11 protein-coding genes are annotated in these 14,739 nt (G+C 68.0%); 3 read left to right on the forward strand and 8 right to left on the reverse strand.

What is annotated here, in order from left to right; translation table 11 throughout:
* The first annotated feature begins 87 nt into the window (after positions 1–87).
* Positions 88–1,014, forward strand: a complete 927-nt coding sequence (locus ACIQLD_RS03290) for a S1 family peptidase (protein WP_402604934.1) — start codon at positions 88–90, stop codon at positions 1,012–1,014.
* Between the two features lie 19 nt (positions 1,015–1,033).
* On the opposite strand, the gene pepN is transcribed toward ACIQLD_RS03290, so the two are convergent.
* The 4 genes from pepN to ACIQLD_RS03310 all read right to left on the reverse strand — a co-directional run bounded on the left by pepN (position 1,034) and on the right by ACIQLD_RS03310 (position 6,583).
* A complete protein-coding gene (gene pepN, locus ACIQLD_RS03295) occupies positions 1,034–3,517 on the reverse strand; it encodes an aminopeptidase N (RefSeq protein ID WP_402604937.1) in 2,484 nt (827 codons plus the stop codon).
* A gap of 181 nt (positions 3,518–3,698) precedes the next feature.
* Positions 3,699–4,712 carry a DNA topoisomerase IB gene (locus ACIQLD_RS03300; protein ID WP_402604939.1) on the reverse strand — a complete coding sequence of 338 codons (1,014 nt, stop codon included), beginning with the start codon at positions 4,710–4,712 and terminating at the stop codon, positions 3,699–3,701.
* An 86-nt stretch (positions 4,713–4,798) separates the two neighbouring features.
* The gene (locus ACIQLD_RS03305; RefSeq protein WP_402604941.1) at positions 4,799–5,299 is read right to left on the reverse strand and encodes a hypothetical protein; all 501 of its coding nucleotides are present in this window, start codon (positions 5,297–5,299) and stop codon (positions 4,799–4,801) included.
* Positions 5,300–5,308: 9 nt separating this feature from the next.
* The gene (locus ACIQLD_RS03310; RefSeq protein ID WP_402604943.1) at positions 5,309–6,583 is read right to left on the reverse strand and encodes an MFS transporter; all 1,275 of its coding nucleotides are present in this window, start codon (positions 6,581–6,583) and stop codon (positions 5,309–5,311) included.
* A gap of 93 nt (positions 6,584–6,676) precedes the next feature.
* On the opposite strand from ACIQLD_RS03310, the gene ACIQLD_RS03315 reads away from it, so the two are divergent.
* Positions 6,677–7,528, forward strand: a complete 852-nt coding sequence (locus ACIQLD_RS03315) for a hypothetical protein (protein WP_402604945.1) — start codon at positions 6,677–6,679, stop codon at positions 7,526–7,528.
* Positions 7,529–7,561: 33 nt separating this feature from the next.
* Here the strand turns inward: ACIQLD_RS03315 and ACIQLD_RS03320 are convergent, their stop codons facing one another.
* The 4 genes from ACIQLD_RS03320 to ACIQLD_RS03335 form a co-directional block, all read right to left on the reverse strand.
* Positions 7,562–10,921, reverse strand: coding sequence for an ATP-binding protein (locus ACIQLD_RS03320; RefSeq protein WP_402604948.1), 3,360 nt, complete (start codon positions 10,919–10,921; stop codon positions 7,562–7,564).
* The gene (locus ACIQLD_RS03325; protein WP_402604950.1) at positions 10,918–11,580 is read right to left on the reverse strand and encodes a DUF4194 domain-containing protein; all 663 of its coding nucleotides are present in this window, start codon (positions 11,578–11,580) and stop codon (positions 10,918–10,920) included. The genes ACIQLD_RS03320 and ACIQLD_RS03325 overlap by 4 nt, the downstream gene beginning before the upstream one ends.
* Complete coding sequence (locus ACIQLD_RS03330; RefSeq protein WP_402604952.1) at positions 11,573–13,036, reverse strand: DUF3375 domain-containing protein; 1,464 nt, start codon at positions 13,034–13,036, stop codon at positions 11,573–11,575. Before ACIQLD_RS03330 ends, ACIQLD_RS03325 begins: the two co-directional genes overlap by 8 nt.
* 89 nt (positions 13,037–13,125) lie before the next feature.
* Entirely contained in the window at positions 13,126–13,881 is a 756-nt protein-coding gene (locus ACIQLD_RS03335; RefSeq protein WP_402604954.1) for a GntR family transcriptional regulator, read from the reverse strand.
* 153 nt (positions 13,882–14,034) lie between these two features.
* Between ACIQLD_RS03335 and ACIQLD_RS03340 the strand changes: the two genes are divergently transcribed.
* Positions 14,035–14,736 carry an HAD family hydrolase gene (locus ACIQLD_RS03340; protein ID WP_402604956.1) on the forward strand — a complete coding sequence of 234 codons (702 nt, stop codon included), beginning with the start codon at positions 14,035–14,037 and terminating at the stop codon, positions 14,734–14,736.
* Positions 14,737–14,739 lie beyond the last annotated feature (3 nt).

Here is a 14,739-nt window from a genome sequence, read left to right on the forward strand (position 1 = left end):
TTCAGCTGGTCGATGCCGATGTTTTTGCAGCAGTGCACCAATTGCGCAGTAGCGTGTTACCCATCACCGAACAGGATGGAGATCACCATGACGACCGTACGATCCAGAACGAGGAAGATGCTCGGCGCCGCGACAGTCGGCGCCGCCGTCGTCTGTGTCAGCCTGCTGGCCGGGCCCGCAGCGAGCGCGACGACGGATGATGGCGGGGTGTCGCCGGATCAGGAGGAACGCGCACTGTCACGCATCATCGGGGGCCAGGCCGTCCCGAACGACGCCTATCCGTTCATGGCCTCGCTCCAGGCGGGCGGGGAGTCCTTCTGCGGGGGCTCGCTCCTGGGGCCGACACTGGTGATGACCGCGGCGCACTGCGTCACTCGCCCGAACTCCCTCACCAGTCTGCCGACGGTCGACGTTGCCGGCGTCTCGGTGGTCGTCGGTCGAACGGTGCTGTCGGACGGGACGCGCGGGCAGGAGCGCGGGCTCTACGAAGTCGCCGGTGGCGAGCCCATCGTCCATCCTCGATACCTTGCCGGCGACCGCGCCTATGACGTCGCCTTCCTCGTATTGGATGCGCCCGTCGAGGGCATCGTCCCGGTGAAGCTGCCGACCAAGGGGACCGACGCCCTGCTGCGCCCCGGCCAGAGCGCGACGGTCATCGGCTGGGGCAACACGGACACCGCACTCCGCAACTTCCCCGATCGTCTTCGCCAGGTGCAGGTGCCCCTTCTCGAGACCGGGGAGTGCGAACTCAGCTACAACGATTTCCGGCCGGGCGTCAACCTGTGCGCCGGAGTCGTCGGCAAGGACTCCTGTCAGGGCGACAGCGGTGGCCCCCTCTTCCGCCAGCCGCCGGCGCGAGAGACCGCCTATCAGATCGGGGTCGTCTCCTACGGCGACGGATGCGGCGGGCAGGGATCCCCCGGCGTGTACGTGTCGCTGAGCTCTGCCGACCTGTGGGACACCATGGCCGAGAGCAGCGAGGGCAGGGCCATCAAGGAAGCCCTCGGACGCTGACCCGGAGGGCCGCGCGGGCTCAGCCCTGCGCGGCGCTGACCCGGAGGTCGCGCGCGAGGTGGTCGCGCTGTTCGACGACGAGACGTCGCAGCGCGGCGGGCGCCGTGACGTTTGCGGCCAGCCACGCATCGACGGCATCCAGGGAGTCCCCGGCCGGGAAGAGTCCGATGACCAGCCGTCGTGCGATCTCGATGCTGCGTTCATCCCAGGCCCGGATGATCCTGGTGAAGTACTCGGCGTCGAACCCGGCGATCAGGTCGCGCCGGCCGCCGGCGCGGAAGCCGCTGATCTCGGCATCCAGATGATCATTGCTGAGCGAGACATCTTCCCAGGCAGCCTCCCACGCCTCACGGCGCACGGTCGCATCCGGGCGCGATGCCCGAGCCCGGCGCGCGGCCGTGCGGCCGTCGCCCGTGTCGTCTCGCTGCTGTTCGGCGGCGACGTCGGCGAGGTCGGCGTGACCGGTCGTGACGAGTGCGCCGAGCAGCTGCCAGCGCAGATCGGGATCGATGACGAGCCCTTCCGGGGCATCGCCCTCGAGCAACGCCCGCACCTGCGCGTGATGCACGTCGTCGAAGGCGGATGCGGTCGCGAACGCCCGGGCCCAGGAGAGCTGTGCGTCGCTGCCGGGCGCGGCGGATACCAGCGCGCTCCACACGCTGTCGGTCCACGTCCGCTGCTCATGTTCGCGACTCGTCATGGGGAGGAAGTGGCGGATCGTGTAGATCGCGTTCGCGAGGACTCCCGTCAACAGACCGATGTTGCTCTCGAGAGGCGCATGGGAGCGAACGATCGCGAGATAGCGCTGCGCGGCGAGTTCCCCGTCGCGTGTGGCGTTCCACAACGACGCCCAGACGAGTGCGCGGGCCAGCGGATCGTCGATCGCCGAGAGCGATTCCTCGACGGTGTCGAGCGAGTTCGCATCGAGACGTGCCTTCACGTACGTGAGGTCGTCGTCGTTGAGGAGGACGAGATCGGCGTCGGGCAGATCGATCTCCGTCCGCTCGCCGACCACGTCGAGCTCGCGCTGCTCGCGTCGGACGATGCGCCCGTCCACGCGCGCGTACAGCCCGATGCGGAGCCGATGAGGACGGGGAGCCGTCTGCACGAGGACGCGTCGTCCGTCCGGGTCCGTCTCCGTCCAGAGCGTCGACACACCGGAGGTCTGCAGCCATGCCGCTGACCAGTCGCTCATATCGCGCCCCGACACCGCGCTCAGCTGCACCAGGAAGTCATCGAGCGTGGTGTTGCCGAACGCGTTGGCGGCGAAGTATCGTCGCGCCCCCTCGAAGAACGCCTCGTCGCCGACGAACGCGACCAGCTGCTTGAGCACGGCCGCGCCCTTGGCGTAGGTGATCCCGTCGAAGTTCAGCTTGGCGGCCTCGAGATCGGTGATGTCGGCCACGATGGGGTGCGTCGTCGGCAGCTGATCCTGCTGGTACGCCCAGGCCTTGCGACTCGCGGCGAACTTGACCCACGCGTCGTGATAGCGCGTCGCGACCGCGGAGGCATGCGCCCCCATGTAGTCGGCGAACGACTCCTTGAGCCACAGATCGTCCCACCACGTCATCGTGACCAGATCGCCGAACCACATGTGTGCCATCTCGTGCAGGATCGTGTTGGCGCGAGCAGCGCGCTGCGCGTCGGTCGCCGCGCCGCGGGAGAGATACGACTCCGTGAACGTCACCAGACCGGGGTTCTCCATGGCACCGAGGTTGTACTCGGGAACGAAGATCTGGTCGTACTTGCCCCACGGATACGGGGAGGCGAAGGCGTCGGTGAAGAAGTCGAGACCCTGGCGTGTGACCTCGAGGATCTCATCGGCCTCGAGGTGCGAAGCGAGCGACTTCCGGACGAACACGCCGAGCGCGACGCTCTGCTCGTCGCGGCGCCAATCACCGTCCTCACGCGAGTAGGGTCCCGCAGCGACGGCGGTTATGTAGCTCGATATCGGCAGCGTGGGGGCGAACTCCACGCGCTGCACCCCGACGCCGAGATCGGTGTGCGTCGGAGACTGGTTCGAGAGCACCTCCCACCCGGTCGGCGCGTCCACGACGAAGGTGTATTCGGCCTTCATGTCGGGCTGCTCGAAGCAGGCCATCACCCGCCGCGAGTCCGCCGGCTCGTACTGCGTGTACAGATAGGTCTCGTCGTCGACCGGATCGTGGAAGCGGTGCAGTCCCTCGCCGGAGCGGCTGTACGCGCCGACGGCCTCCACCCGCACGAGGTTGGAGGCCTGCAGCCCCGAGAGCGTGATGCGCGCACCGTCGTAGACGATCTCCTGATCGACACCGTTCACGGACACCCTCTGAACGCCTTCTCCGATGAAGTCGAGCCACGTCGCGTCGGTGGTCGCGTCGAACTCGAGCGTCGTCACGGTCGAGAATCCGGTCCGAGCGCGCTCCGGCGCTCCCGTCAGATCGAGTTCGACGCGGATGCGGTGCACGGTGACGGCGGCGGATCGCGCTGCCGTCTCCTCGCGGGTGAGGTTGGCTGTGTCCATGCTTCCATCCTGGCATCCGGACGCGAGGCCGACCGCCCCTCTCACAACGGGTCGAGACTCGTGAGACGGCGCCCCGGTCTCGGCGTAGAGCCGTGCTGAAGTGCGTGCGTGTGCCCGGGCGTCCTGCGGGCGCGGGAGCCGTCCGCTCTCGTCGCAGCGGCGATGCCCCTGATCCCGATGCTCATCGCCGTCGTCTGGTCGCACTTCGTCGAGTGACCTTGCGCGAGATCTGCGGTCCACCGAGGAGACGCCGTATGGCCGTCTCTGGCGTCACCGAGAGATCCAAGGTCCGCCCGCGCGCGTACTGGCTGAACACCCGCGGATCGATGTAGCTTCCGCGTGCGACGGCGGTCGTGTTGCCGAGCGCGGTCGCCGCCGCCTGCACGGCGAGGCGCTCCGCCTGGCTCCGGTGGCTTCGGCTGTCGAGCTCACCGATTCGTGCGAGGGCGTCGGCCGCGATGATCGTCCCGTGAAGGGTGCGGAAATCCTTCGCTGTGAAAGCGGCGCCCGTGACATCGCGCAGGTAGACATTCACCTCGGCGGGCGTGATGCGCACACGGCGGCGCCCGCGACGGTACGCCAGCAGGAAGGCCGCCGACTTCCCGGCGGCGAAGTCGGTCAGCGCCTCGGCGAGCGTCTCGTCTGTGATCTCGATCGAAGCCGTCCGGCCGCTCTTGGCAGGGAACGACAGCGCCAACTCGCTCCCCTCCACCCGTAGGTCCCGCCTCCGCAGCGTCGTGAGACCGCGGCTCCCGTGCCGGACCAGATAGCGCTCGGATCCGATGCGTAATGCCGCGTCGTCGAGAAGCCGGAAGGCGACGGCGAGAGCACGCTCCTTCGTCTGCCCCTCCTGCGCGAGCGCACGGGTGACCTGTGCCCTGGCGCGGGGAAGGGCGGCCGCGAGATCGAGCGCCCGCACGAACTTCCGGCGATCCCGGGTGACTCGCCACAGTGGGTGGTACAGGTACTGCTTGCGTCCTGCGCCATCGACGCCGACCGCCTGGATGTGCGCGAGCGGGTCGGCGGCGATCCACACGTCGTGCCACGCGGGTGGGATCACGAGGTCGTGGATCCGCTCCCGATCGGCCTCTGGCGCCGTCTCACCGGCCGGGTCGACGTAGCGGAAGCCGGAGCCCGATCGCACTCGCCGGAACCCCGGATCCTCCCCCGGGACCACACGAATCAGTCTCGCCATGCTGCTGCCTCCCTCGAATGCCTTCGATCGAGGATGGCGATCCCGTCGGATCCGCGGAAGGGAGTGGCGTCGCGGCTTCCGCCGTGCTATTCCGAGGTCGGCTCGACAGGCGGTGCCGAGAAGGTGCCGCGCATGTGGTCACTCGTCAGGAAGTCGGCGATACCGATCATGATCAAACTGAAGACGATCTGCTCCGACACCATCCAGAGCGGATACAGGCCGGGGATCGCCGCCATGACGAGGGTGATGACAGGGAAGATCTGGGCGAACAGGCGCAGACGCTGATAGGCCCACCGCCACCCGCGCTGCGCACGCCACGCGAAGTAGAACAATGTCGCGGTCATCGCGAGCACGACGAGGGTGCGCATCCAGACCGCGAACGACACCGACTCACCGTCGACCGCCAGCGCCAGCGCGACGATGACCGCCCCGACGCCGATGATGAGCTCCACCACCAGGAGCCAGAGGATCCAGGTGAAGGCGCGCACGGTCTTCGGGTGCGTGCGGTCGGCCTCGCTGATGGCGACGCCGGCCTTGCGTCCACCGGCGATCCGGTCCAATCGGAGGAAGAGGGACTCCAGAGCCATGATCGGAGCCTATTGCGTTCGCGCCTCGTCGACGTCGTCCGTTCGATGGATGTCGGCCACGCCGTTCGCGGCCGGTGGTACCGCCCGCTCCAGCACGAGTGCCAGCACACCGACCGCCAGGCTTCCCGCGACCATGATGCAGATGAACCCGACGTCCAGTCCCTCACCGAGCATCACACCCGCCACGAGCGGCCCCGTGATCGCGCCGCCCTGGAACGCGGCGGAGTTGATCGCGTTGTACCGGCCTCGCGCGCGGTCGGACGCGAGATCGTTGTAGATCGCGGGAACGGTGGGCTGCAGCATCGTCTCGCCGAACGCGAAGACTCCCATGTAGGCGATGACGCCGATCGCGGCGACGAGTGTGTCCGGGAGGAACCCCGTCGCCCCGAGCACCACCCACGATAGGGCCCAGATGAGCGCCATCACCTGCATCACCCTCGTGCGCCTCTTGCCGGAGATGAGTCGGAGCACGGCGAACTGCAACAGCACGATCACCGCGGTGTTCACGGCGAACGAGATGCCGACGACCTGCGTCGACACCTGCGACACCTGGCGGGCGAACGCAGGGAAGCCCGCTTCCATCTGACCGTATCCGATGAAGACCGACAGGAACGTCAGAAGCGTCAGCCACAGCACAGCCGGACGCCGCAGGATCTCCCGGTACCCGCCCACTGGAGGGGCGTCGACCTGGGGGTCGTGCTGCGTGCGCACACGGCGCAGTGGTCCGAGGAGCAGCGCAAGCGGGATCAGGCTGCTCGCGGCGTCGATGAGGAAGATCGTCGTGAAGGTGGCGGGGTCGGTGACGTCCACGAAGAAGCCGCCGATCACACCTCCGACACCGATCCCCAGGTTGACCAGCGCGAAATTCACGCCGAAGTACTGCTGACGCACCTCTCCCTCGACCACTGTGGCGATGAGGGCGTTGAAGCCCGGCCACGAGACGCCGAAGTTCACACCGATCAGCATGACCGCGACCGCGGCGACGGCAGGATGCGTGGCGTAGGCCAGCAGCGCGCATCCTGCGATCATCGACAGCAGTCCGACGATCAGCACCCGCCGTGCACCGAAGCGATCGATGAGCGTCCCGCCGGGGCCGGTGACGATCAGACCCGTGATCGCGATGAGGCTCATCAGCGCTCCCGAGATGCCGAGGTCGAAGCCGCGTACCTCATGGAAGTAGATGATCGTGAACGGCAGGGTCATGCCGCGACCGAGCGTCTGGATCGCGACCGTCGACAGCAGCCACCGCCCCTCTGTGGGAAGGGCGTTCCAGAAGCTCCTCATACCGATCACCTCGATATTCTTCCGGATGCCGCCGACATCGCCGTTCCGAGAGCGGATTGTCGGACGAGCCGGGTTTCTGCCATCATCACGAGCATGGCGCTGTCACTCGAAGAGTTCCGTTCCGCACTGCTGGATGCCGGTTCCCGGCAGGGGCTGGGCATCCAGCTCTCGGACGCAGAAGCGCAGCAGGTCGCGGCCGACCCGCATGCTGCCCAGAGCTGGTACGCATACTGGCAGTCCATGAACCCGCAGACGGCGCCTGTCGCTCCCACGTTCCCCGCGCCAGACGCCTCGCCGTCCGCCGCCACACCGCCGCTCGGCGGACATGACTTCGCCCAGACGGCGGCGTTCGCATCCGCTCCCCCGGCATACGCCGGCGCCCCGACGCCGGTCGACCCCTCGATCAGCGCCCCCTACGTCGGCGCCCCGGCCGGCGCCGAACCGCGCAAGAAGAGCCGCGTCGGCCTCTGGGTCACGCTGTCCGCCGTCGGAGCCCTGCTGCTGATCGCGGTCATCGTCGTGGTGCTCGCCTTCACCACCGCCCGGCACTGGACGAAGGTCGACTCGCCCGAGAAGCCCGAGACCTTCCACAGTGAGGAGTACGAGACCGGGCTGTACCTCGTGACGGACGACGGCGTGAGCCCGTGCGCCGTCGATCAGGACTGGACCGACTGCATCAACGCGATGGAGGCCCAGTACGCGGGAGCCTGTGCCGGCGTCGAACTCGTGCCTGCGGCGGTGACGCTCTGCGGAGAGCATCGTGCGGAGATCGATCGCATGCGCGCGGAGGACTCCGAAGGATCGGTCGTCGCCTCGCTCGGAGACTTCGGCCACCTCACTCGCACGCCGGAGATCGCGACGCGGCAGGTGTCGAACAACGACTACGAAGCAGCCGTCACCCACGAGGCCGTCTGCTACCTCGGGTTCCTCGGGGAGTGCGACTGACGTCACCGGTGCTCGCGTGTCGACGACCGACGCTCAGACCGCCGCTTCCGGCAGACCCACCTTCGCCTTCGCCCAAGATCGACCGCGCGTGTCCTTGAGGATGTCGTACTCGACATCCACATGCGGCTCGATCGCACTGTACTTGTCGTTCGGTGCACCGATGACGAGCTGGAAGCCGAGACCCCGCCACGCGCCGATCGCACGCTTGGTGAAATGGGCGTCGGCTTTGATCAGTGCCTCGTCCATGAATACCGGCGCGTAGCGCGGTCGAGCTGCGCCCGCGTCTCCGAGCTGGTAGCGCAGGGCGGCACCGACGATGAACGCGACGAGCTCCTGCGACTCGCCACCGGACTTCTCGCCGATGTGATCGTAGAGCGCGACATGCTCTCGCGTCGCAGCGGTGACGCGCTCCGCGCTCACCCGCACGTGGTTTCGCACGTCGATCAGCTCCGCGAAGTCGGGGGCCGTGCGGCGCATGCGGGCGATGAGGCGACTCATCTTGCGGTAGACGGTCTCCCGCTCAGCATCGGTCGCCGCCGCATCGATGAGTCCACGTACCTCACGGAGCTCACGGCGGAAGCGCTTGCGCGCCTCCGTCTGGTTCTCACGAGGGGTGATCTGCAGACGGTGATCGTCGTCGTAGAAGGGCAGTTCCTCCATGATCCGGTTGATGGGATCGATGCGGTCCTTGATCTCGCGCAGCGAACGGCTGAGTGTCGAGTCGAGACTCGTCAGATCATTGCCCGAAAGTTTGAGCAGGCTGTCGCGCCACTCGGTCTCCAGCTCGTGGAGCCCGTTGGTCTGGAGAGCTTCCAGGATGCTCTCGAATTCTCCGACCGACGCGTCCGGATCCGGAAGGATCGTGAGGTTGTCCCAGCGCTCGAGGAACCCCGTCATGAGTCGGCGCATGCTCTCGCGCTGTTGCTCGTGCGCCTCGGCGGCTTCGCGACGGTCGTCGAGAAGCCGTTGCGCTGCCGTCCTGAGCGCGGTGTCGAGGTGCGTCAACCGCTGCGCCGCCGTCGGGGAGCCTCCGGTCTCGGCGTGCAGGAATCGGCTGTCCAGGAACGAGGCGTGCCGGTCCCCCAGCACGAGTTCGGATGCCGCCGCCGAATCGATGACCGACTGGCAGCTGTCGACGTCGTCGGTGACCTGACCCCACTGCTCCTGGGTCTGTGCAAGCTCGTTGCCGAGGCGCGCCTCTTCATCGCGGAGCCGTCCCGCGCGCGCCCTCAGTTCTTCGGCCTGGCGCTTGAGTTGCGCGATCTCGGGGCTGGCCGTGGTGACCTCTGCTTCGACCGCGAGCCAGCGTTCCCGCTCGGCCTCCACCGTGGCCACATCGATCTGCTCCCACGTGAGATCCTCGATCTTCGCGAACGAGGTCGACCGCGCCTCGATACGATCGAGCGCCGCCTCTGCATCCTTCGCGGAGGACACGCACTCCTCATACTGCGCAGCCAGTTGCCGCAGCTGCTCGTCGATCTCGCGCAGCCGTCGATCGTTGGTGAAGCCCAGGATGTTGCTGCGGCTCTGCCCGCCGTGGGCACCCCGGCTCCCCTGCGACACCTGGCCGCTGATCGTGAGAGCCTTCTGGTGTGCGCCCAGCTGCGACGACGAGTCGACGCAGACGTAACCGAAGCGATCCACGAGTCGCTGCTGAAGCCAGCCGGTGAAGGGCGTCGGCAAGTAGTCGAGCCGGCCGGGAAGGGTCTTCGGGTCGGCGTTTCGCACCTCGGGGAGGCCGGTGTGGACACCCTCGTAGTTCAATCGTTCCGGAGTGCGAACGGAGTTGATGGCCGTGCGGAACGAAGCGAGGTTCTCGACGTCGATCAGAAGCGTCCTGGCGAAGCCTCCGAGCGCGAGGTTGAATGCCTCGCGCCACGGCTCGAACTCGGTCCGCAGCTCGATGAGCTCGCCGACGAACGGAAGATCGGCAGGATCGAGCCCGACCGCCTCAGCGAGCAGGCTTCGCGACTCATCGAGATGCGCGGGGATGCTCCCGCGTACGCGACTCGTCTTCTCACGCTCCTCGCGCAGTCGGCGGACCTCGGACTCCGTCGTCCTGCGTGCGGTCTCGGCATCGGCGAAGGCGGCACGGGCATCACGGATCCCGGACTTCGGAGAAGACCCTCGAGCACCGGCGACGAAGGCGTCGAACTGCGCGGCGGTCTCGACCTCCTCTCCCAGGTCCCGAACGATGACGTCGAACTTCGCCCGCTCCCGGCGGACGTCTTCGACACGACGCTCGGCGACCCGGAGCTCTCGCTGGGCCGTCTCGAGACGGTCGCCGCCGGACTGCCTCAGTACGTCGAGAAGCCCTTCGCGCTCGACATCGGCGGCATCGACGAGAGCACGCTTCTCGCGCACGGCGAGACTCAGCGTGCGGGAGCGATCGCCCAGCTCGACCTCGACGTCGCGCAGGAGATCGAGGCGGCGCTGCGCGTTCCAGAGGGCGGCCAGAGAGGAGGAATCGGTGAACACACCGACCTCGTCGATCACGCGCACGCGCTCGGCGGCCGACACGATGCGGTCCTTGATCCCTCGGATCGGCTCGAGCGCGTTCACCTGCTGCTTCGCCGTGAGCATCCTCGTGCGCGTGCTCTCGAGCTCGTCGAAATGCGCTACGACGGCATCGGCGGTGGCCATGGTCTCGGGCTCTTCGAGGACGAGCTTCTTGTACAGATCATCGACCGTCGTGATCTGCTGCCCGGCCTGGATCCGTGCCAGAAGGCTGATGGCCTTGGCACCGGAGCCGGCCGCACCGATCCCCAGCACCGCCTGCAGACGCGCCGAGAACTCTCGATCCGTCGCCAGGGTCTCCAGCCCCGTGGCCCGCACCGACGCATCGGAGAGACGCAGCGTCGCCGCACGCTCCAGCATTCCCAGATCGAACGCCCCGTTCACGGTGGCCCGGACCCGGGTCGTGTCCTCCAGGGTGCGCGCATCCGCCGGGATGTACCACGCCCGCACAGCCGTGAACCGCGACCCGTCGTGGTCGAGCCACGTGGTCGCGATCGCACTCCAGGTGTCTTCCCCGTCTCCGCGCAGCACACGCAGCTTCGTGCCCTCCTCGGTGCGGGATTCGTCGATCTTCCCTCGCCCGTAGGAGAGGATGTTCCGCTGCTCCTCGCCGCGCGGGCGACCCGTCACGCCACCGTTGGAGGCCCCGTTGAACGGCGTCGTGTGCGGCATCATCAAGGCGATGTAGGCATCCATGAGGGTCGACTTGCCTGAACCCGACCCTCCGCACAGCAGAGTCGCATCCGGCGAGAAGCGCACGCGGTGGGGGCCGCCGTCGTATCCGCCCCAGTTGATCAGCTGCAGCTCCTCCGCCACCCACTGCTGCCCCCGCGAACCCGCCGGGATCAGCCCGAAGAGCGTGTCGACCATCGTCATCGTTCCACCGCTTCCTGCGACCGCAGCCAGTCGCGGAGTTCTTTCAGGGTCTCGGCACTCAGGACGACCTCGACGAGCGCGCTGATGCGATAACGCCCACTGGTCTCCTCCTGCACGATGCCCTCTCGATCCAGGCGATCCATCGCGTTGCGGATCGCCTTCTGCTGCCGGGCCGTACCGCCGTCGACATCGCTGAAATAGCTCAGCACGGTCTGCTCGAGATCTTCGATGTCGATGCGCACCGATGCCTCGCCCGCGGCGGACTCGCGCTGAAAGACCGTGCGCAGATGCACGAGCACCAGGGTCTCGGCGCGTGTGTAGGGCGCGTCCTTGAGCAACACCGGCATGTCGATCTCGTCGGAGCGCAGCTGCTGCTTGTAGGCGAACCCGCGGCCGTGATCGACGACCAGCCGGAGGTAGAGATCGTTCAGGCGCGACTCGATCACGTGCTGGTGGTCGAGCAGCAGGGTCCACTCCCGACGATTGCGCTCCGCAGCGATGAAACGGCGCTGGAGGATGTGCGCGAGCAAGCGCCGGATCTCGGGGTCCAAAGTCCCGCGATCACCCGCGAAGTGCTCCTCGATGTCGTCTTCCATCGGCACCGGGGCGATGAACGGGTCCTCGATCGGCGTCGTCGTCACGAGGCTCTCTTCAGGCATGTGATTCTTCCTTCGGGTTGCGCGCCGTGACGGCGCCGAAAGCGAAACGTCGCGTCGATCCGTCCGGACGCCGCGCTTCGACCACCGAGACCTCGTCGCCCTCGGTCATGCCTGTGCGGTGGGCGATCTCGAGAAGTCCGACGAGGTCGACAGGACGACGGGTGTCGTCTGCGGCCTCCGCGAACGCGGCGGCGAGATCGAACTCCGGGCCGAGACCCGACACGTACTCCTCGAGCTCCGCATACCGCGGACCGCCCCACGCGCGGGAGTCGACGTCGTCGAACTCGACGTCGTCGGCATCCGCGAGAGGTGCGGGAGCTGCCGGCGGGCGGATGCTGCTCACCGTCTGTCTGAGGTGTCCCAGATCGACGAGCGGGAGGCTGCGCACGGGCGATCCGCTCGCCCCTGCGCCGTCCCAGACGTGAAGTGCGGCGATGACGTCACGCAGCAGATCGTCGATCTGACGGTCCCGCAGCGGATCGTGGGTCTTCACCTGGCCGGTGATGACGTGCGACGCCCGTCGCTGTGCGGCGAGGACCTCTTCGACGCCGAGCTCGACCCGGCGCCCGATGGCATCGAGTTCGGCACGCTGAGTGCTGTCGAGCATGCGGGCGAACGGCTGCCGGAGCAGCCCGTGCAGCTGTTCGGTGAGCGCGTCGATGCGATCAGGATCGCCGATCAACCGCAGGGCTCCGGAGAACGCACGCCCCTCCGGAGTCGAGTTCATGACGTCCTGCGCGCGCTGCAGATACTCCCGGAGCACCTCGCCGGTCGGTCGCTCGTCACGCCGCAGATGGGCGACGACGTCGCGCTGCATGAGCTTGAGCGACTCTGCGACGCGCGTGAAGTCTGCGGGGAGCTCTCGTGCCAGGTGCAGCACGTTCTCCGCTTCTTCGAACAACTCTTCATCGTCGAGCGGATCCGCCCTGCCCGATTCCTCGATCCGGTCGATCTCGGCGTCGAGTGCCGCCCGCTCCTCCCGAAGTCGGGCCAGGCGACGCACGGGATCGGCCTCAGCGCTGTCCGAGAGGTGCTCCACGGCCTCGAGGAGCGTACGCACACGGGAGTTGGAGACGCGCGTGCGCCCGCCGCCCGTGCGCCCGGCGATCTCCAGTGCCTCGACGGCGTGCGCGGAGAGGCGATATACCTCGATGTCCTCGTCGATCTGCTGTACCAGCCAGCCCAGCCGTACCCAGTTCCGGGCGACGTCACGGCCGGTCCCCGCGGGGACCCGACGGTCGTCATCGTCGTCTCCCGCCCCTCTCAGCTCATCGAGGATCTCGGCGAGCTCGGCCTGTGCGTCGGCGATCGGGATGGATGCCCGGTCAGCGGTGAACAGGAGCGAGAGCGACGCGACGACGAAGGGTGCGAAGCGCCCGTGGAGCAGGTCGAGAGTCGGAGTGCTGAATGCGGTGACAGCGCGGGAGAATGCCGCTTCTGCTCGTGTTCCTGTCACGTATTCACATTACTCGGCGGCCTCGACATCGCCGGACGCGACGCGGGAGACGTTGCGACGCGGGAGACGTTGCGACGCGGCGCGATCCGCTACCGCGAGAACTCGGTGCGCGTGAGCGGTGTGCGCTCCCGCGACGCCGTGACGAGGAACGTGACGGTGTCGGGCAGGTAGCGGTCCTCGCCGTACTCGATCGGCTCACCTGCGGGGGCATAGCTCACACGGCGTACCCGCAGCAGCGCGCTCGCCCGACGCACCCCGAGCAGCTCGGCGTCGGCACTGGACACCGCGACGGCATCGATCGCGTGCTCGGCGAACGCTGTCACGATCCCGAAGTCGCGCGAGAGCGCCTCGACGACGGACGCCTCGTCGTCGGCGATCGTGGCCACCCGATCAGCGATCCAGTGCGGGTAGCTGGTGCGCTCGAGCATCACGTCGCGGCCGTCGATGCTGCGCGTCCTGGTCACGCGCAGCACGCGCGTCCGCGGGGCCACCCACAGGCGACGTGCCTCCGCCGCGGTCGCCTCCCCGAACTCTTTGCGGCGCACCAGCCCTCCCGGGGTCATCCCCTTGGACCGGGCCCATTGCGCGAACGAGCGCAGTTCTTCGAATGACTGGCTCTGTCGGCCGGAACGGACGGTCCAGCCTGCGCCATGAACCGGGGAGACCAGCCCTCGATCCTCGAGACCCGCGAGAGCCCGGCGGATCGTGCCGCGGGTCGAGCCGTAGTGGAGGGCCAGTTTGGTCTCGGACGGAAGACGGGAGCCCGGGGCGAACTCCCCATCGATGATCCTGGTCATCAGATCGCGCAGGATCTCGCGATGAGAGCGCGGGGTTGCCGGTAGCACCGTCTCAGACTAGGTGAGTCGCGATGTCCCCGATCGCGCCATCAGGACAGCAGTTCACAGTTGTCCCCCCGCCGCACCCGCACCCGTCCATCGTTCAGACGTCGTTCATCTGCGCGCCGCTCCGCGCACACCGAGGAGCGGGGTAATCGTCCCGTGACCTCGTCGACTCCCTCTTCCGATCGCTCCCCCTCCGCTGGGCCCGCCGCCGTGCTGTTCGACCTCGACGGCACGCTCGTGGACAGCGAAAGGGTGTGGCTCGACGTGATCACCGCCCGGCTCGCCGGCCTTGGCGCGTCGATGTCGTCGGCGCAGCTCGCCGGGTTCGAGGGGCTGTCCAGCATCGATGCCGCTCGCGCCCTGCTCGCTCTCGAAGGGTCGTCTGCACCGGCGAGCGACCTCGCCGCAGAACTGGAGGAGATCACGCTCGATTCCTTCGCGGGGAGCCTGGAGTGGATCGCGGGTGCCGAGGAGGCGCTCGCGCATCTGCGGCGCGAGAGGATCCGGATCGGTCTCGTGACCAGCTCGACCAGGGCATGGGTCGATGCGGTCGCCGAGAACGTGAGCCTCGGCGTATTCGACGTCGTCGTGACCGCGGACGATGTGGGACGCACGAAGCCGAGCCCAGAACCCTATCTGCGGGCGACCGGCCTGCTCGACGTCGATCCGGCCGCGTGCCTGGTGTTCGAGGACTCCGAGGTCGGCGTGCGTGCTGCCGTCGCGGCCGGATGCCGCGTCGTACAGGTCCGGGCCGATCAGCGGGGGGCGAGCGGCACGACGGCCTGCATCCCCCACCTCCGTACCGTGACGGCCCCCTGGGCCGCTTCACTGATGCCCTCCCCGCCCCCGCTTCCCTGACCT

The organism is Microbacterium sp. NPDC091662, assembly GCF_044756705.1.
In the GTDB taxonomy this organism is placed as follows: domain Bacteria; phylum Actinomycetota; class Actinomycetes; order Actinomycetales; family Microbacteriaceae; genus Microbacterium.